Origin of the sequence: Vibrio sp. D401a (genome assembly GCF_030248515.1) — a bacterium.
Classification (GTDB): domain Bacteria; phylum Pseudomonadota; class Gammaproteobacteria; order Enterobacterales; family Vibrionaceae; genus Vibrio; species Vibrio rotiferianus.
The window spans coordinates 40,250-57,331 of the sequence record NZ_JAHGAI010000042.1 but is presented as its reverse complement, the minus strand read 5'-3'; the positions used below and the strand labels follow the sequence as shown (position 1 = coordinate 57,331).

The following is a 17,082-nucleotide window of genomic DNA, read 5'->3' as shown; positions in this document are numbered from 1 at the left end:
GAATAATTGACTAAAAATTGAGACCTATGCTGGTCTTTAAATGTAATGGCTCTAGCTTTTGACGTTTTAGAATGACACCTTTTTTCGGTGTTCTTTTTTGGCCGCATGTTTGGTTTTATTATCTAAGCGGCGTCGTTGTGAAGCTCTTGTTGGCTTAGTCGATATTCGCTTCTTTTGTTGATGACTCGCAGATTGAATCAGGGCAGCTAATCTATTCAGTGCATCTTCTCGATTCTGCTCTTGTGTCCGGTACGTTTGCGCTTTAATTACCACCACTCCTTCCTTTGATATTCTACTGTCAGACATAGCTAGTAAGCGATCTTTGTAGAATTGGGGAAGCGTGGAATGATGTACGTCAAAGCGTAAATGTATCGCGGACGATACCTTATTAACGTTTTGACCGCCAGAACCTTGAGCTCTTATGGGAGCAAGTTGGATTTCCCAGTCTTGAATTGTGACAGAGTTCGAAATTTTGAGCATATTTGATAAATGCCAATAGGGGTTACAGCGATGACTGATAAATTACCATATTGAAATGTAAAAGTAGAAGAATAGCGATGAACACGATTGATTTAAGCCCCTACAAAGGCCTGATTTTTGATATGGACGGCACTTTAATTGATACCATGCCAGCGCATTTAGCGGCTTGGCAAGCAACGGCAGATCGTTTTAACTTTCCATTCCACCAAGATTGGCTTCACAGTTTAGGGGGAATGCCAAGTTTCAAAATTGTCGGTGAAGTGAACCGCCAGCATGGTTTATCTCTCGATCCTAAAGCTGTGTCGCGTTTTAAAATGGACACGTTTGCTGAAATGGAACAACACGGTGAAATCATTTCATGCACGAATAGCGTTTTGGATGAGCATCTTGGCCATAAGAAAATTGCAGTAGGTACAGGTAGCCAACGTGAAAGTGCACTGCGTCTATTAGCTAAAGCAGGCATCTTGAAGAAGCTTAACGCCGTGGTAACCGCGACAGACGTAGAAAATCATAAGCCTTTCCCCGACACTTTTCTAATGGCCGCAGATCAGCTTGGCTTAGGAGCACAAGACTGTGTGGTGTTTGAAGATACCGAGTTAGGCAAGAAAGCCGCTCACGCTGCAGGTATGGATTGTGTGATGGTGGAAGGGGATAAGTTGGTCTTTTATCCAAAGGCTTAATTAACTACTGTTCAGAAGAGCTCGTCCAATAAAAAACGCCGCAATCGACGCGGCGTTTTTTGTTCTCACTGAGAATCATTGGATGTCCAATAGTTCCACATCAAAGATCAGGACACTTGCTGGTGGGATAGGGCCCGTACCGTTTTTACCGTAACCAAGTGTGCTTGGTACGAACAGGCGGATTTTCTCACCCACAACCATGTATTGCAGACCTTCTTGCCAGCCTTTAATCACTTGGTTTAGGCCGAATGTGATTGGCTCGCCGCGCTCTACAGAGCTATCGAAAACCGTGCCGTCGATCAGTGTGCCATGGTAGTGCACCTTCACTTTGCTAGTCGCTGTTGGGTGAACATCACCAGTCCCTTTCTCAAGCACTAGGTATTGCAGGCCACTCTCTGTGGTAATTACACCTTCTTTCTTGCTGTTCTCAAGCAGGAATTCTTGGCCTTTAGAAAAGTTCTCATCAGCCACTTTGTGGTTGGTCCAAGTGCGGTAAATAAAGAATGCCGCTAGGACGAAAATAATAAGAGGAAACAGAAATTTAGACACAGTAGCTCCTTGTCTTATTTTGGTTGTTTTAGCAGATAGTTGATTGTGTCAGCCATAGCTTCAACGGTTTCGTGACCGCCAGTGATCACTTGGTATTTACCGTTTACGATAAACGCTGGAACTGAGTTAATTTGACCACGAGTAGTGATCTCTTCTGCTTTGGTGATGTATTCAAACAGTTTTGCTTGTTGCGCGTCGTCTAGCTGGTATGGGCTTACTAGGTTGCGAGACTCAAAAGCTTTCTCAACTGCTGCTTGGCGCTCATCTGCTGTTGCATCTGCACCCATTTGAACTGCCGCAAACAGCTCTTCCATAAATGCTTTGTCTGGTGTGCCGTTAACTTGCATTGCTGCTGTGTAGAAGATGATCGCGCTGATCTGTGCACTCTCATTAAAGGTAACGTGCATCTTCTCAACTTTTTGTTCTGTCAACGATTCAATCTGAGGAACGAACTGTTCCATCGTACGACAGTGGCCGCAAGTTAGAGAGAAAACTTCAGTAACTGGCGCTAGGTTATATTCAGCAAGAGAAACAGGTAGCTCTTCATATTGCTTGCCTTGTTGTGGCTGACTATTGCCGTTGTCACAAGCCGAAAGGGCAAATACTGTCGCAAAAAGTGCAGCGCCTTTAGAAATAGTTTTAAACATAAAGTGGCTCTAAATTAAGTGGTTATACCTTAGTTTATAGGCTAAAAGGCCAGACGAAAACCGTTTAAATGTATTGTTACACTAATGGTTTTAAAGTGCTTCAACACTGAGCTAAATGGCATGGATTGTGCTTGGTTTTCACACAAGCAAAACAACGTTTTGGTTCCAATTGGCTAAAGCTTGATTCAAGCCCGCCGATTAATATCATAATCAACTACTGTATTGGGATTCGTATGAAGTATTGGTATTTGGTCATTTGCGGCATTTTGAGTGGGTGCGGTAGTCTTGATTCGGAGATGATTCCGGGAAACATGCTGGATGTTGCTCCAAGATCAAATGAGCAGTTAAGGCATCCAGAGTGGGGTTATAGCACGATACCTTATGTTTCGGCTAAGCAGCACGTTACAGCGGTGAAGTACGATGAAAAAAAGCCCCAAGGCGTGACTTCCCTAGAGATGTACCTTGATCGTAATCAGATTGCACATGAGGTACTAGCTGGTGAGAATGTCATGATACGCTTGAAAGAAAAAATAAACTTTCAGTTTGATTCCTCTCGCTTATCAGCGAACTCTCAAAATTGGATTCAAAATTTAGGCCAGTATCTGTCAAGTCGCCCTGATGTCGATGTTGTGATTGATGGGCATGCAGATAGCTCTGGTGCAGAGTCATACAACGAGGGATTATCCGAAAGAAGAGCGAAAGAAGTCGAAAGTCAGCTCCTTACAATGATTCCCCGACAGCGTTTGTTTTCTAGAGGTTTTGGTGAATTGGTTCCTAAGTGCAGCAACAATAGCTCTACAGGAAAAGCCTGTAATCGACGCGTAGAACTCATGTTGATCGTCAATCAATAAAAAGAGGCACTGACTAGGTGCCTCTTTTGCCTTTGTTCTAGGGGGAACTTAGGCAAATTCTTTTTCGATGTACGCGACGATGTCTGACGACTCGTATAACCACTGTGTTTCACCCTCTTTTTCAATGCGAAGGCAAGGTACTTTCACTCGACCGCCACCTTGTTCTAGTGCTTCACGGTGGGCTGGGTCGTTTTTCGCATCACGTACTTCAATATTCACTGATTGACGCTTCATCGCGCGACGAACTTTTACGCAGAAAGGACAAGCTTCAAATTGGTACAGTGCGTAGTTTTTCGCTTTGTCATCAACACTTTTCTGTTCTTCTGCTGAGCGTTTTACGCCGCGAGGTGAGAATACTGCGTTGAGAAGTAGAATGATTTTTCCCAAAATCCAACGGATAAACTTCATAATGATCCCTTGATGTTCAGTGGATAAGTGTCCTTGAGTTTCATGCAACGAACTTATTTCAGCGAAGAAAGTCGTTGCATGTGAGGGCGTAGTCTATCAGGTGTTTGGTTTTGACAAAACCATGTTTTTTATGAGGAAAATAAGCGCTTAACCCAACTAAACAGCCCTTGTTTTTTTGCTGGGTTTACTTCTTTACCCATGTAGAAGCTTTGCATCAAATCAGTACGAAAGGCATCTAAATCCATTCGTTTTATCACGAGCTCATGTTGCAAAGTATTCTGGGTTTGCTCCGCGTGATCGTGAGCGAGGCTAAAATCCATATTTAGGTAACCTTGGGTGTATAGCCACAAGTGTGTCACCAATACTAAGTCCTCGGCTGACTGATTAGTGAACTTCTCAGCGTGCTCTTCACCTAGCGTGTCATTTAGAACTTGTTGCATGTGATGTGCTGACGTTGAATGCTGTTCATACAGTGCACTCGCTTCTATGTGAGATTTAGTCAACAATCCAAGTAGATGTAGCGCAGGTGCCGTATCAGGCTTGTTTTCACATACTTTTATGAACAGGGGCGCTTGTTCTTTCGTCCAACGTCGTCTAGCTGCTTTATGCTGACATACAAAGGGAATATTCTTGACACCTATCTCTTCAATAAATTCTTTAAGAGGCGTCATTCGTCTGCAATTCCCTTACTGTTACTTCAATATGTTGTTCGTTGATATCAACAAAAATAGAGGTGCCAGTGATCATCACAGACAGACTAGTACCACGATCAAGATGTTGTGCGATCATGTCAATTGCGTCGTAATCTAGGCTTGCGACATCCACAGGGAGCATACCAAACTTACCTGCCATCTTATCCCACCATACCGACGCTTTTGTGTTGTAGGTATAAACCTTCACATGCTTTGCAAGGCGAGTCGCTTTTTTTATGCGGTCTGGCTCAGGCTCTCCAATCTCAATCCAGTGGGTAATGGATTGGTCGTCTTCCACATGCCATAGATCGGGTTCTTCTGTTGTAGAAAGGCCCTTGGTGAACTCAAGTTCGTCCTGTGCATTTAGGCAGAAAGCAAAAATGCGCGCTAGCATTCGTTGCGGTTTCTCTGAAGGGTGAAGAGCGATCGTCAGGTTTTTCGAATCGTAGTAGTCGTTGTTCATATCAGAGATAGCGATACGAAATTTATAAATAGTGGGTTTCAGAGCCATGTTCTTAGTCAGTCTCAATGTGTGAGGAGGTTGTTATCCCTATCAAAGTCTCAGTCGTACAAAATAACATTAGATATGATGCTAAATACCTTAGGGTTGTTGAGGTATAGCAAGGTCGTGGCACTAGGATACATCAACTCTAAAGCTGAGTTTGCATTTTATTGAGTAAAGTTAGTGTTTTACATATATGCAGATAGTAATCTTGTAAAAATTAGGCAAAAAAATAGCCAGCTAAAAGCTGGCTACTATATCAAAATCTATAAGTCTTAAACTAGAGTGATTTTCTCAGCTTGTGGACCTTTTTGACCTTGAGTGATTTCGAATTCTACTTTCTGGCCTTCAACAAGAGTACGGAAGCCGTCACCTTGGATTGCAGAGAAGTGAGCGAAAACGTCAGGACCGTTTTCTTGTTGGATGAAACCGAAGCCTTTAGTTTCGTTGAACCACTTAACTGTACCAGTAGCTTTGTTAGACATGTCTATTTCCTAAATATCTAAATTTTGTGTAAATCTTCGCCTTTCAGGCGCTTATAGCGTGGAAAAATAAATTGCTATTGCGTACCACAGGACGGCGGACTTACTAATCATCCAACGAAATGTGAGAACAAAGAACTTTCTTTCTAGCCGTCGTTGAGTCTAGGTTAAATTCAGAGAGAGTCAACATATATCGGAAGGATACATGGAAATATTTGTATTTAGTCACTTTTTAACCACTGTTTTTTTGATGGAGTTGCAAATAAATGAAACAAGCATGAAGTTTTTCAAGAGATTTATGAATTTAATTCTACAAAATTGACTAGTTTGCGAAATTATTGTTCAATCTGGTTTGACCAATAAGGAGTATGTATGAGTAGTTTAAAACATAATCCCTGCCCGGATGAATTGAGTTTAGATACAGAATTTGGACGCGGGATAATCAAAGATAATGCACTTAAAGCGGCAGTCACGAGCAAGTTATTCAGGACGAGAGTAGTAAAAGCGAAGAAAGGTAAAGGAAGCTTCAACCGGAAAGCGAAGCATAGAGGCAAAGAGCCCTATTCAAAGTCTTCACTAAAGTGGATTTTGAATAGGGCTCTTTTCTTATTTGAGGGTGACTGCGGAGCTGTGTTTTAACGTTCTATTTTGGGTGAGTAAATGGAGTATGCGGTGATTTGCCCAGCAACGATTGCAGAGAACATAAACAGTGCAGAAAGCCCGATACTTGGGATTGGCAGAATTGACTGTTCAAACACCGATTGACTCGCACTGACCAAAACACGACTGCCTGGAACCAAAATAATGATCCCTTGTACGATATAAATAGATCCTGTCAGTTCCATTTTCTTTGCGATCCAAGTGCCGTATAAAGTGATCAATACAGTCGTTATCCAAGTTCCGACAACCCATCCACTGTCAAACCCTAGATAGAATGGCCCCCACATGCCGAGCATTGCTACTGGCAAACCTAGTAAAATATCGAGCGGACGAGCATTAAAGATAACGCCAAGACAGCTTGAAATGAGAAACAGGCCACTGATATGCATCCAAGTTGGAATTTCATTAGTGTAAGCGATAGATTGTGCTTGCCCCCAAATGGCCTCGCCAATGTTAAGTCCCATTGTAATGCCCACAAACAGTTTGATCAGCGTGAGAGCGCATTGTCCTAATAAACTGGTGCCAGATACCAAGTCATTAAATGCTAAGCACTCTAAAGAGTTTGAAATGGAGAGGCCGGGAACAAACAGCACAATAGTGGCTATGCATAAAGCCCATACCGGAATAGGCAAGCCTGTACTAGAAAGATATGCGACGATGATGCCGGTAAAAAGCGCAGCGATAAATTCGACAGCAATAGCGCGGCGTGCTCGACATACCATTTGGCATCCCCAAACCATTAAGCCGAGTAAGAAAGCAAAGCCAACCGCCTCTAAAGTACTACCGACCAGCATCAAATAAGCTGGTGGAATTCCCATGTTTGCCAATGCTATCACCCACAAAGGATAGCCAGCTGGTTCGGGTACCGGTTCACTGCTTGGTTGGTTAATACGTATGATGGTATTTGCTAGCAAGCTTAAGTTGATCGAAGCTAGCTTGAGGCGTTTTAGTACAACAGCATTGTTGTCGTCGGGGAATTGATAATTGATAGCCGTTGGCGTTGCCTGGATCATTACATCGACCCCGTGCTTTTGAGCGTAGTGTTGAGTGTACTTTTCTACTTTGTAAGGCGCGCAACCACTGCGATGGAGAGTATCGCCAATCTCAACAATTTTGTTTATTCGATATTGTGAAGGCATGTTGAATTATACTGCAAAAATTTTGCATTAAAGTTAACAAAGCTCATCGCTTTCTTGAAGCTAAGAATATGAGGGAACAGCAGGACTGTGCTCTAGGTCTGATGGCATGCGGTATTTCGTAGATTATTTAAGCAGAGCCAGAATCTTTGAAATTGGGATTTGCGAAGAAGCACTTTAGTGCTAGCGGCAGTGTACATCAGTAGTACAAATTTATAGAATTCTCAATATTGATATCGTGAATTAGATATGCGTCACATTTGGTACTCAATTACACTCACATTATTTGCTATACCTAAGGTTGTAGCCCATCAGTATTTGCGTAGAGAAAAGGTATGATGTTGTACGTGCATAAAGTATTAACACGGCTTAAGGTCGGACGGTTCTACCTTGTTCTTCTTCTGGCGATCTTCCTTCCTTGCTTTAGTTATGCTCACGTAACGGAGCCTAACGCTTTAGTTGTTGCCAACTCTAAAGCATGGAAACCATTTTCTTACCTAACAGAAGATGGCGAACCTGCTGGAATCTTAATCGACTATTGGAAAGCCTATTCGGAAAAGAATCATGTTCGAGTCGAGTTTTTGTTGCTTGACTGGGATGAATCGTTGCGTGCTGTGGAAGAGGGTAAAGCGCATATTCATGCTGGACTCATTTACTCCAAGCCAAGAGATGAATATCTAGAGTTTGGTGCAGTCATTATGCCCATTGATACACAATTGTATCTCGCGACTGAACTGGTCGGTTCGAATGTCCAAGAGGCACTAAGAGGCAATTCAGATACGAAAATTGGAGTCGTGAAAGGGGGATATGAAGAGTACTTTATTACTAATAAGTACCCTGATATAGAGGTAAATACTTACGAAAATAATGAATTGCTATTAAAAGCAGCGGCGCGGCAAGAGATAAAAATGTTTATTGCGGATGAGCAAGTGGTCAACTTTCATTCAGCGACATCCAACGTGATATTTAGCTTTGTGCCAGTTATGCATTTGTACAGTCGAGATCTCCGAATTGCAGCATCAGAGAGCAGCCCTATTTCTATCGGAGCTTTGTCTCGTCAATTTGAAAACATACCCCATTCAGAAAAAGATCGCATTATTAATCGTTGGACCAATATTCAGAGAGTCTATCCGATGTATTTGCTTCCTCTGGCCATTGTGCTGTTTTCGGCGGCTGCGATGTTTCATATTTTTAGTTTGCGAAAAACCGTTCGTCAAAAAACGAAAGAGTTAACGTTAGCCAATAAAAAACTCTTAGAGCTGACGCTGACCGACCCATTAACGAAGCTACAGAACCGACGCCATTTTATTGATCAGTTATCACGTTATAGTGCGGGGGGCTGTAACCTGACGTTAATGATTTTCGACATTGACGACTTTAAATCCGTCAATGATCGGTTTGGCCATATTTGTGGAGACGAAGTCATTCTCTCTGTCGCTAATACTGCGAAGAAGAAAATGCCAGCCGAGGTGTCGCTTGCAAGGATAGGAGGAGAAGAGTTTGCCATTATTTCTTCTCGTCTGACAGAAGCTAGTGCTCGACAACTTGCAGAAGAGCTATGTATTGCTATCGCAGCAAATGCAGTGATGATTGACGACCATGTGGTTAAAGTCAGTGTCAGTCTAGGGTGTGCGTTCTATCCAGAGTTTGATTCACCACTGTCGCTGGCAGATGCTGACGCTCTGATGTATCAGGCCAAATCTGCGGGTAAGAACTGTGCGGTCTTCCAATGTGTACGTAGAGATAACGTGGCACCTTTACTTCGTAAAGCTCAGTAAAACTTTGAGCGAGCTCTCGCTGACCTTCATCCTCTCCTTGCTATACTGATTTGAACTCCCTGTTTTTATTGTTATTTCTGACGCGAATAGTGTTGGACTTCAGTGTCGAGGATGGTTATGCGTACTGCTTTGTTATCTCTGTTGTGTTGGTCCATTTCATTTACTGCGGTGGCTGAAAGTGCTTTTGATATCGTGCAAAAGTCAGATCAAGCAATGCGCGGTGATTCCAGTTATACCGAATCTACAATGGAGATCATCCGTCCTGATTGGACTCGGTCGATGACCATGAAGAGTTGGACCAAAGGGACGGATTTGTCTTTGGTGTTGGTCACGGCGCCAGCCAAAGATAAGGGCAGCGCTTCTCTAAAACGACAGAGAGAAATGTGGAATTGGGTGCCGAGTATTGAACGCGTCATCAAAATTGCGCCATCTATGTTGAGCCAATCGTGGATGGGCTCTGACTTCACCAATGATGACTTGATAAACCAGTCCTCTATCGTGGTCGATTATCAACATGAATTAAAAGGCGAGGATGTGTTTGATGGCGACAAGGTTTGGGTGATAGACGCCGTTGCGAAGCCCGATGCTCCCGTGGTTTGGAGCAAAGTAACTTTGTGGATTTCCAAATCGACCTACCTGCAGCGCAAAGTGGAATTCTACGATGAGTTTGATGAGCGAGTGAACGTGATGACGACTTATGACGTGAAAGAGCTCGGCGGGAGAAAATTAGCGACCAGAATGGAAATGCAGCCGCTTGATAAGCCAGAGAACAAAACCGTACTCATCACCCACCAAGCGCAGTTTGATTTCGATATCGATGACAGCTTTTTCTCTCAGCAACAGATGAAATCGCTGCGCGACTAAGTTTGGATAAATGAGCGGCTAAAAGAAGAAACGGATAATCAAACATCAACGGAAGGAAGCGAATCAATGCTTGTGAAACTGGCTTGGCGAAACCTCTGGCGACAAAAACGCAGGACACTACTGACGGCGTCTGCGTTGGCATTGGTGCTGTTTCTTTCGCTTATTACGCGAGCGTTTCAAGAAGGCAGTTACACGTCCAATATCAAAAATGCCGCCAAGTTTTATACAGGTCTGATTCAACTGCAAAACCCCGAGTTTGGTGACTCTTCCAGCATTGATGATGTTTTGCCGCAAACCAACACCTTCATTTCGGCGGCGAAAAACAATCCCAATATTGATGTGGTATTACCTCGGGCAGAGTCTTTTGCTTTAGCCGCAAAAGATGAACGCTCAAAAGGCGTGATGGTACTAGGCGTTGAGCCTGAAGCTGAAGATCAGTACTCCAATATCAGCGACAAATTGATTGAGGGAAGCTACATCCAATCAGGGCAAAAATCAGTGCTAGTTGGTGGTGGTTTGGCGAATTATTTGCAACTCAAGGTTGGCGATGAATTGGTGCTTTACGGTGTCGGTTATAGGGGACAGACCGCGGCAGGTTTGTATCAAATCTCGGGCATTCTTCATTTTCCTTTGCAGCAGCTTGATTCTCAGTTGGTGTACATGCCGCTCGATATAGCGCAAAGCCTGTATTCATTGGATGACCAAGTCACCGCATGGGTTTTAAATACGGAGAGTCTAAGAGACTTACCTGATACCGTTGAACAACTTAAAGCCGAGTATGGCAAAAATGTCGCCGTGAAAGATTGGAAGGAATTGTCGCCAGAAATGGCTCAGCAAATCGCCTTGGATAAAGCGGGCGGTATTTTCTTGATTTACATTCTCTACGGCATTGTTGGTTTTGGCTTGTTTGCGACTATCTTGATGACAACATTAGAACGCCAACGTGAGTTCGTAGTCATGCTGGCAACCGGAATGCTGCGCTCCAAGCTTGTCCTTCTGCTCACGATAGAGTCTCTGTTTATGTCCGTCATTGGCATCCTTATTGGGCTTATTGTGAGTGCCCCTGTGTTGGGGTATTTCTACTTTAATCCAATCGAAATTACCGGCGATGCTGCCAAGCTCATGCGTGAAAGTGGTTTTGAACCTATTGTGCCTGTTTCGCTCGACCCACACTTACTGCTCAATCAAATCGCCGTCGTGCTGTTTATTCTTTTGTTGTGTTTGCTTTACCCAATGGTTCGCATGCTTCGAATGCCCATTGCGGCTGGGTTAAAAGGAGGTGCTCATGCTGGTTAAGTTCGCGTGGCGTAACTTGTGGCGCAACAAGCTGAGAACCTCAATCATGCTCGGTGCCATGGTATTTGGTTTGATGGGCGTAGTTGCCATGATGGGATTCATGAATGGCTTGGTTGATAGCATGATTAAGAACGTCATCTCTTGGCAAACCAGTCATTTGCAGATCCAGCAAAAGTCCTACTTGGTCAATCCTGAGCTAAAAGATGTGATTCCCGATGCGGAAAAGATAAGCAAAGTGTTGGCGAGTAACCGAGAAGTGAAAGCCATTTCTGAGCGATTTCTAGCAGATGGCATGATAGCGTCGGCGCGCAGTACACGTGGTATTCGCATCAATGGCATTAATATCGATCAAGAGCAAAACATCACGCCACTCTCGAAACATATTGTCGACGGAGAATGGCTGAGCGAAGAAGGCAGAAATCCGATTTTGGTATCGAGTAAGATAGCTGAGCGATTAAAGCTACGCGTCGGCTCCAAAGTTGTACTTACTCTGTCTGATGTGAACGGGGAGGTTGCAGGTGCGGCATTTCGTGTTCGAGGCATATTCAAAACACCATCAACAGGGTTTGATGACGGGAATGTATACGTCCGAAAAGCGGATCTTGAAAAGGTAGCGGGGCTGAGTGGCACGCACGAAATTGCGATACTCCTTACTTCTAATAACGATGCTGAGCTCAAGCAGTTACTGGCGTTCACTCACTCTATTTTGTCGCCGGAAAGTAAAGGCTTGCTCAGTGTGAGACCTTGGCAGGAGATCCAGCCTTTGCTCTCCACCATGATGAGCACGATGGATGTTTCCAACCAAGTGATGCTCGTGGTGTTTGTGCTGGCGATGACCCTTGGCATCATCAATATCATGCTGATGTCGGTGTTTGAACGCACACGAGAGTTCGGGGTGTTAATGGCTGTCGGCATGCAAAAACACAAGATACGCTTGTTGATCGTTTTCGAAACCTTGTTCCTCGGATTAAGCGGTTGTGCGCTTGGGTTACTCGGGAGTGCAATTATGCTCAAGGTGCTGAGTACTACTGGATTATCGCTGGCTAGTATGGCGGAAGGGCTGGGGGCTTATGGCGTAGATACCTTGCTCTATCCGCGGGTATCGCTAGCGGAATACCAAATGATCATTGTCGCGATTTTTGTTGCTAGCTTTATTGCAGCACTGTATCCCGCACGACAAATCTTAAAGCATCGACCAGTGGATGCCATGGCGGAGAAAAGCTAATGACCATCAAACTAGAAAACCTAACTAAAATTTACAACGCCGATGGTGATTACCCTGTGCACGCAGTGCAGTCGGTAGACTTAGAGATTAAGCAGGGAGAATTTGTTGCGATCATGGGACCATCTGGTTCGGGTAAAACGACGTTGCTGAACATGATTGGCGGTATTGATGCTCCAAGCTCTGGCAAAGTGGAAATCGACGGCTGCATGATTTCATCGATGTCAGAAAAAGAACTGATTGCCTATCGTCGCGATAATATAGGCTTCATCTTCCAAGACTACAGTTTGTTACCTGTGTTAACCGCGCTTGAGAATGTGGAATTCGTCATGCAACTGCAAGGAAAAACCGAGCGAGAGTGCGGTGAACGTGCGACGTCCTTGCTTGAACAAGTGGGGTTAGCGGAGCAAATGAATAAGGTGCCAGGTAAAATGTCCGGCGGCCAGCAGCAGCGTGTTGCGGTTGCTCGTGCTTTAGCGCCAAAGCCTCGTTTTGTCATGGCGGACGAACCCACTGCCAATCTAGACGCCAAAAGCACCGCGGAGCTGCTCGACATTATGGAGCAACTGAGCGAACAAGAGGGAACGACGTTTATCTTCTCGACCCATGACCCGAGAGTGATAAAACGTGCACACCGAATTATCGTGTTTGAAGACGGTCGTTTGGCGCGTGATTTCAGCAATATTGATAATCGCGCAGAGAGGTCGCATGCATAGAGCTGTTTCCCATTTGTCTGCGATTTGTACCAACGCTCTCCGATTACATACTTACTTGCCAAGAACGAACATAAGTGCAGTGTTTATCAAGGCGTTAAGTCTTTCTCTGCTTAGCCTTCAGGCTGGTGGCGCCTTGTCTGCTGTCCCCGGATTAGAGCCTCAAAAGTCATGGGATTTGGATGGCTACATCAAATACATGGCAACCTACAGTGTTCCTGATGGCACTGATAATACGTTCGATAACCTGATACACAATCGACTTAACTTTGAATACCGTTTTTCCTCTAGCTGGCGTGTGAATGTTGGGCTTAGAAATCGAGCTCTTTGGGGCGATTCTACCGACTTTCCTGGCTATGCCGATTTGGTCGCGTTGGATTCTGGTTACATGGATTTAAGCAAAAACTGGCATGAAGATGATGTGGTCATTAACAGTCAGCTTGATCGTCTATATCTCACTTGGCAGCAAGATGACTGGGGAGCGCAACTAGGACGCTTTCGTATCAATTGGTCGATGAATACGATATGGAATCCAAACGATATCTACAATGCGTATTCGATTTACGATTTTGACTATGAAGAACGAGCAGGCACGGATGCAGTCATGCTGAGCAGGAAGCTAGGCTTTGCCGATGGGGTAGATTTGGTGTTTTCACCAGCTCGTCAGTCAGGGCAAGACAGTGCCTCACTGCGTTATTTCGCCAATCAATCGGGATGGGACTATCAGTTTATTGCTGGGCGAGCTCGGATGGATTACGTACTCGGCGCTGGTTTTGCAACGGATGTGTTTGATGTGGGTTTACGTGGAGAGCTCACGTGGTTTGATCCCATTGATCCAGAATTTGAGGGTGAACCGACCGAAAAGACCACAGTTGCCAGTATTGAATCGGATTACAGCTTTGGCGGAGAACGCAGCTGGATGGGGCGTGCAGCGTGGTTGTTTATCTCCGAACCGCAAGATATATCGAGTGCATTGGCATATTTGAACCTTCCTCTCGACGCAAAAACGTTGAGCTTTACACGAAATACATGGTACGCCGATGTTAGCTTTGATTTAACGCCTTTAAATCGTGTCACGCTCTCGCTCAGCTACTACGATGACCATTCTTATTTCCTTGGTATGTCGAGTAACTACTCCCTCGCTAATGACTGGCAGTTGCTTACCGTGATCCAAAGTTTTAATGGTAATCACGATAGTTTATTTGGAGCCACTCCAGCAATATTGTTATTCGCTAATATAAAATACTCTTTTTGATTACATGTCTTTAACATTTTAATGGTTAAAGTTATATTTAGGGCTCATCGTTGTCAGGAGTTTATGGATGAACCTTACGATATCAGGGAAGTTGCAGCTCAGTTTTGTGCTGCTAGCCGTACTTTTTATGGCATCAGCGGTATTTACTTATCGCAACGTCACCACCGTTGAGCAATATGCCTCTTCATTACTTAAATCCGATTTACCGACCGTAGACATCAGTCGCGGTATCCAACAATCCGTTCAAGCCTCGCTTTCCTCTATTCGGGCCTACATGTTGTTAGGTGGTGATGAGCAACAGAGCATGCGCTTGAGTGAAGATATGCGCAATATCATGGCGTCAACTGACGAATCTCTTCCGACTTTACAAGCTTTGATCTCACAACAGGACTTTCAAGCGGTTCAAAGCCAATGGGACACAGTAAAAGAGTCTCTAAATAAGCTGCTGGAGCTTAGCCACAGCGACGAGAACTTACCTGCTCACAACCTCTTCATTAACGAGGCAGCACCTATAGCGGAAGTGGCGCTTGACCAGCTTCAAAGCCTAATTAATGAAGAGTCTGGGAACCCATTTGGTGGAGACAGAAAACGCCTGTTTAAAGTCTACGCCGACAGTTACACATCGTTAGCCAATGCACTTTCTGCTTTGCGAGATTTTCTGCTATACGGGAAGCAAAGCTACTTGGATAAATACCAAGACTTGATTAAGTACCACAATCAGTCTGTAGCGGAAATCGACAGCAAACTGGATAGACTCACCGATAACGACCAATCACTGTGGTCACTGTTTAAGGAAATGCAACAACTGTACTTTCCTCTGGCAGAGCAGGTGATTGCATTGCGTCAGTCACCAGAATGGAACGAATCAAACTTGCTGATGGCTAACGAACTGTTACCAGCTGCGGATGCTCTAGACCAAAGCTTAGAGACGATTGTACTGGCTCAGCAAAATCGTGCCGATCAGAGCGGGCAGGGTATCAATCAGTCGATCAAAAACGTACTTACCACCATGTTGATTGCAGCGGTGCTGGTTTTGTTTGCCGCAATAGCGATTTCAAAATACATGGGCAGCACCATTGGTCGCCGAGTGAAGAACTTGTCGGAGCGAGCAAAGACGATCGCTTCAGGAGATGTTTCTCAGCCTCCATTGGTTGTTGTAGGTAAAGATGAATTGGCTGATCTCACCGATTCGATTAACCGCATGAACGAATCTTTGGCAGGTATAGTTTCCGGAGTTAATGGTAAAGCTAGTCAGGTTGATATCAGCATGGAAGCACTGTTGGAGTCAGCTCAGGTCACTTCATTGAATATAGAACAGCAACAAACCAACATTGTTGAAATGGGGCGTCAACTGGATGAGATTGCTCTCGCAGCAAGAAACACTTTGGATCAAGCCAACCAATCGGTGCAGAAGCTTTCTGATTCAAAAGGCGAGATTGAACAAGGTCGTGATGCTCTAGAGCAAAATAAAGTCACCATGGAAAGCTTACACGGCAGTATTGAAACCGCCAGTACGCAAGTGACACAGTTAAGCAAAGAGAGTGAAGCCATTGGGCGTGTTACTGAAGTGATTGAAGGCTTGGCAGAGCAAACTAACTTACTGGCATTGAATGCGGCGATAGAAGCGGCGCGTGCAGGTGATCAAGGGCGAGGCTTTGCGGTGGTTGCTGACGAGGTTCGTATGTTGGCGACACGCACGACTGAATCGACAACAGAAATCAACGGTATCATCAATGCCATTCAACGCTCGACTAATTCTGTGGTTGAGGAGATTGAACACAGCCAATCACTTGCGGAGCAGGGCGCTGAACATATTGATAAAGCAGTAACTCGTTTGCTTGTTACTACTGAGCAAATTGGCTCTTTGAATGAACAAATGGCAGAACTTGCGGCAGCGGCAGAGCAGCAATCTCATGCAACCAATTCGATCACTGGATTGATGTCAGATGTCACTCATTCAGTGGAGGAAGTTTCGAATAACAGTCAGCGAGCATCAGAAACTTCGATTGAAGTAAAAGAGCAAGTTACCGAGTTGAATAAGCAAATGGCGGCTTTCAAGACCACTTAGAAGCGGTACCTTGAACTCTTAACCTAATGCGAAAAAGCCCCAACCATTGTTACATGAAAATGGTTGGGGCTTTTTTGTTGAATGATACGCCGATATTCGTCTGCTTGCTCATTGGAATTGGCTATTTAAATCATAGCTAAAACCAAATTTTCTTCACCGAGCCGGAGTCGTAATATGACTCCATCGGCAGCAAATACTGCAAAAGAATTTTTAGACTTTATACCAATCCCGGTAAGAGAATCGTTCGTTACTACGATTGGTATCATCCTTCTAGGAGCAAGATTATGAACAAACAAGTAAGCCTAATTGGTCTAGACAGCGAACAATCAGCACAACTAGCTCAACAGTTAAATCAACTGCTAGCGCATTACCAAGTGTTGTACATGAACTCTCGCGGTTACCACTGGAACATTAAAGGTGCGCAATTCTTCGAACTGCACGTAAAATTTGAAGAGATCTACACTGATCTACAAACAAAAATCGATGAGCTTGCAGAGCGTATTCTAACTTTGGGTCACACGCCAGCGCACGCATTCAGCAACTACTTGGAAGCAAGTGAAATTAAAGAACATCAAAACGCGACTTCTGGTGAGGAGTGTGTACAAGGTCTGGTTCAAGGCTTTAGCGTTCTACTTCTAAAACAGCGTGAGATTCTACAAAACGCTGGTGAAGCTGACGATGAAGGTACAGCTGCATTGATGGGCGACTACATCCGTGAACAAGAAAAACTCATGTGGATGCTTAACGCTTACCTACAAGGCTAAGCGACGCATCACCCAAACAATCATTGGGAACGCAT

Annotated in this window: 19 protein-coding genes; 11 read left to right on the top strand and 8 right to left on the bottom strand. The window is 44.4% G+C overall.

The annotated features are described in order from the left end of the window. Positions 1–66: 66 nt before the first annotated feature. On the bottom strand, positions 67–480 hold the full coding sequence (gene arfB, locus KIV41_RS17305) for an alternative ribosome rescue aminoacyl-tRNA hydrolase ArfB (protein WP_045394462.1): 414 nt from the start codon (positions 478–480) through the stop codon (positions 67–69). 77 nt (positions 481–557) lie between these two features. On the opposite strand from arfB, the gene KIV41_RS17300 reads away from it, so the two are divergent. After that, positions 558–1,160, top strand: a complete 603-nt coding sequence (locus KIV41_RS17300; RefSeq protein WP_252042569.1) for a beta-phosphoglucomutase family hydrolase — start codon at positions 558–560, stop codon at positions 1,158–1,160. A 75-nt stretch (positions 1,161–1,235) separates the two neighbouring features. Here the strand turns inward: KIV41_RS17300 and KIV41_RS17295 are convergent, their stop codons facing one another. Both KIV41_RS17295 and KIV41_RS17290 read right to left on the bottom strand, forming a co-directional pair. Beyond that, complete coding sequence (locus KIV41_RS17295; protein ID WP_010452495.1) at positions 1,236–1,709, bottom strand: FKBP-type peptidyl-prolyl cis-trans isomerase; 474 nt, start codon at positions 1,707–1,709, stop codon at positions 1,236–1,238. 14 nt (positions 1,710–1,723) lie between these two features. Then, entirely contained in the window at positions 1,724–2,356 is a 633-nt protein-coding gene (locus KIV41_RS17290) for a thiol:disulfide interchange protein DsbA/DsbL (protein ID WP_038882962.1), read from the bottom strand. 233 nt (positions 2,357–2,589) lie between these two features. Here KIV41_RS17290 and KIV41_RS17285 point away from each other — a divergent pair, with 233 nt between their 5' ends. Then, positions 2,590–3,207 (top strand): OmpA family protein, encoded by a 618-nt coding sequence (locus tag KIV41_RS17285; protein WP_038882972.1) that lies wholly within the window; start codon positions 2,590–2,592, stop codon positions 3,205–3,207. Between the two features lie 48 nt (positions 3,208–3,255). On the opposite strand, the gene KIV41_RS17280 is transcribed toward KIV41_RS17285, so the two are convergent. From KIV41_RS17280 to KIV41_RS17265, 4 genes are all read right to left on the bottom strand, one after another. Beyond that, a complete protein-coding gene (locus KIV41_RS17280) occupies positions 3,256–3,615 on the bottom strand; it encodes a glutaredoxin (protein ID WP_010452490.1) in 360 nt (119 codons plus the stop codon). Positions 3,616–3,743: 128 nt separating this feature from the next. Further along, complete coding sequence (locus tag KIV41_RS17275; RefSeq protein WP_038882963.1) at positions 3,744–4,286, bottom strand: hypothetical protein; 543 nt, start codon at positions 4,284–4,286, stop codon at positions 3,744–3,746. Continuing rightward, positions 4,273–4,818, bottom strand: a complete 546-nt coding sequence (locus KIV41_RS17270) for a YaeQ family protein (protein WP_038882964.1) — start codon at positions 4,816–4,818, stop codon at positions 4,273–4,275. The genes KIV41_RS17275 and KIV41_RS17270 overlap by 14 nt, the downstream gene beginning before the upstream one ends. A 266-nt stretch (positions 4,819–5,084) precedes the next feature. Continuing rightward, entirely contained in the window at positions 5,085–5,294 is a 210-nt protein-coding gene (locus KIV41_RS17265) for a cold-shock protein (protein ID WP_005433440.1), read from the bottom strand. A gap of 369 nt (positions 5,295–5,663) precedes the next feature. Here KIV41_RS17265 and KIV41_RS17260 point away from each other — a divergent pair, with 369 nt between their 5' ends. Continuing rightward, a complete protein-coding gene (locus KIV41_RS17260; protein WP_252042570.1) occupies positions 5,664–5,930 on the top strand; it encodes an alternative ribosome-rescue factor A in 267 nt (88 codons plus the stop codon). Here KIV41_RS17260 and KIV41_RS17255 read toward each other — a convergent pair. Next, a complete protein-coding gene (locus tag KIV41_RS17255; RefSeq protein WP_285337106.1) occupies positions 5,927–7,090 on the bottom strand; it encodes a threonine/serine exporter family protein in 1,164 nt (387 codons plus the stop codon). The genes KIV41_RS17260 and KIV41_RS17255 overlap by 4 nt on opposite strands. A 335-nt stretch (positions 7,091–7,425) precedes the next feature. On the opposite strand from KIV41_RS17255, the gene KIV41_RS17250 reads away from it, so the two are divergent. The 8 genes from KIV41_RS17250 (at position 7,426) to KIV41_RS17215 (ending at position 17,047) form a co-directional block, all read left to right on the top strand. Continuing rightward, the gene (locus tag KIV41_RS17250) at positions 7,426–8,865 is read left to right on the top strand and encodes a sensor domain-containing diguanylate cyclase (protein ID WP_285337117.1); all 1,440 of its coding nucleotides are present in this window, start codon (positions 7,426–7,428) and stop codon (positions 8,863–8,865) included. Positions 8,866–8,982: 117 nt separating this feature from the next. Then, the gene (locus KIV41_RS17245) at positions 8,983–9,729 is read left to right on the top strand and encodes an outer membrane lipoprotein-sorting protein (RefSeq protein WP_054823773.1); all 747 of its coding nucleotides are present in this window, start codon (positions 8,983–8,985) and stop codon (positions 9,727–9,729) included. Between the two features lie 66 nt (positions 9,730–9,795). Further along, positions 9,796–11,025, top strand: coding sequence for an ABC transporter permease (locus KIV41_RS17240; protein ID WP_285337104.1), 1,230 nt, complete (start codon positions 9,796–9,798; stop codon positions 11,023–11,025). Next, positions 11,015–12,250 carry an FtsX-like permease family protein gene (locus tag KIV41_RS17235; protein WP_285337102.1) on the top strand — a complete coding sequence of 412 codons (1,236 nt, stop codon included), beginning with the start codon at positions 11,015–11,017 and terminating at the stop codon, positions 12,248–12,250. The genes KIV41_RS17240 and KIV41_RS17235 overlap by 11 nt, the downstream gene beginning before the upstream one ends. After that, positions 12,250–12,963: an ABC transporter ATP-binding protein gene (locus KIV41_RS17230; RefSeq protein ID WP_285337101.1), complete on the top strand. Its 714-nt coding sequence runs from the start codon at positions 12,250–12,252 to the stop codon at positions 12,961–12,963. Before KIV41_RS17235 ends, KIV41_RS17230 begins: the two co-directional genes overlap by 1 nt. Further along, entirely contained in the window at positions 12,956–14,215 is a 1,260-nt protein-coding gene (locus KIV41_RS17225; RefSeq protein ID WP_285337099.1) for a hypothetical protein, read from the top strand. The genes KIV41_RS17230 and KIV41_RS17225 overlap by 8 nt, the downstream gene beginning before the upstream one ends. A gap of 67 nt (positions 14,216–14,282) precedes the next feature. Then, a complete protein-coding gene (locus KIV41_RS17220) occupies positions 14,283–16,283 on the top strand; it encodes a methyl-accepting chemotaxis protein (RefSeq protein WP_285337098.1) in 2,001 nt (666 codons plus the stop codon). Between the two features lie 284 nt (positions 16,284–16,567). After that, positions 16,568–17,047 (top strand): Dps family protein, encoded by a 480-nt coding sequence (locus KIV41_RS17215; protein ID WP_005388254.1) that lies wholly within the window; start codon positions 16,568–16,570, stop codon positions 17,045–17,047. The last annotated feature ends 35 nt before the right edge of the window (positions 17,048–17,082 follow it).

Bases quoted from the DNA above. Each gene is read 5' to 3' on its own strand.
- arfB (WP_045394462.1), bottom strand. From the start codon at position 480: ATGCTCAAAATTTCGAACTCTGTCACAATTCAAGACTGGGAAATCCAA.
- KIV41_RS17300 (WP_252042569.1), top strand. From the start codon at position 558: ATGAACACGATTGATTTAAGCCCCTACAAAGGCCTGATTTTTGATATG.
- KIV41_RS17290 (WP_038882962.1), bottom strand. From the start codon at position 2,356: ATGTTTAAAACTATTTCTAAAGGCGCTGCACTTTTTGCGACAGTATTT.
- KIV41_RS17285 (WP_038882972.1), top strand. From the start codon at position 2,590: ATGAAGTATTGGTATTTGGTCATTTGCGGCATTTTGAGTGGGTGCGGT.
- KIV41_RS17280 (WP_010452490.1), bottom strand. From the start codon at position 3,615: ATGAAGTTTATCCGTTGGATTTTGGGAAAAATCATTCTACTTCTCAAC.
- KIV41_RS17275 (WP_038882963.1), bottom strand. From the start codon at position 4,286: ATGACGCCTCTTAAAGAATTTATTGAAGAGATAGGTGTCAAGAATATT.
- KIV41_RS17270 (WP_038882964.1), bottom strand. From the start codon at position 4,818: ATGGCTCTGAAACCCACTATTTATAAATTTCGTATCGCTATCTCTGAT.
- KIV41_RS17265 (WP_005433440.1), bottom strand. From the start codon at position 5,294: ATGTCTAACAAAGCTACTGGTACAGTTAAGTGGTTCAACGAAACTAAA.
- KIV41_RS17260 (WP_252042570.1), top strand. From the start codon at position 5,664: ATGAGTAGTTTAAAACATAATCCCTGCCCGGATGAATTGAGTTTAGAT.
- KIV41_RS17255 (WP_285337106.1), bottom strand. From the start codon at position 7,090: ATGCCTTCACAATATCGAATAAACAAAATTGTTGAGATTGGCGATACT.
- KIV41_RS17250 (WP_285337117.1), top strand. From the start codon at position 7,426: ATGTTGTACGTGCATAAAGTATTAACACGGCTTAAGGTCGGACGGTTC.
- KIV41_RS17245 (WP_054823773.1), top strand. From the start codon at position 8,983: ATGCGTACTGCTTTGTTATCTCTGTTGTGTTGGTCCATTTCATTTACT.
- KIV41_RS17240 (WP_285337104.1), top strand. From the start codon at position 9,796: ATGCTTGTGAAACTGGCTTGGCGAAACCTCTGGCGACAAAAACGCAGG.
- KIV41_RS17235 (WP_285337102.1), top strand. From the start codon at position 11,015: ATGCTGGTTAAGTTCGCGTGGCGTAACTTGTGGCGCAACAAGCTGAGA.
- KIV41_RS17230 (WP_285337101.1), top strand. From the start codon at position 12,250: ATGACCATCAAACTAGAAAACCTAACTAAAATTTACAACGCCGATGGT.
- KIV41_RS17225 (WP_285337099.1), top strand. From the start codon at position 12,956: ATGCATAGAGCTGTTTCCCATTTGTCTGCGATTTGTACCAACGCTCTC.
- KIV41_RS17220 (WP_285337098.1), top strand. From the start codon at position 14,283: ATGAACCTTACGATATCAGGGAAGTTGCAGCTCAGTTTTGTGCTGCTA.
- KIV41_RS17215 (WP_005388254.1), top strand. From the start codon at position 16,568: ATGAACAAACAAGTAAGCCTAATTGGTCTAGACAGCGAACAATCAGCA.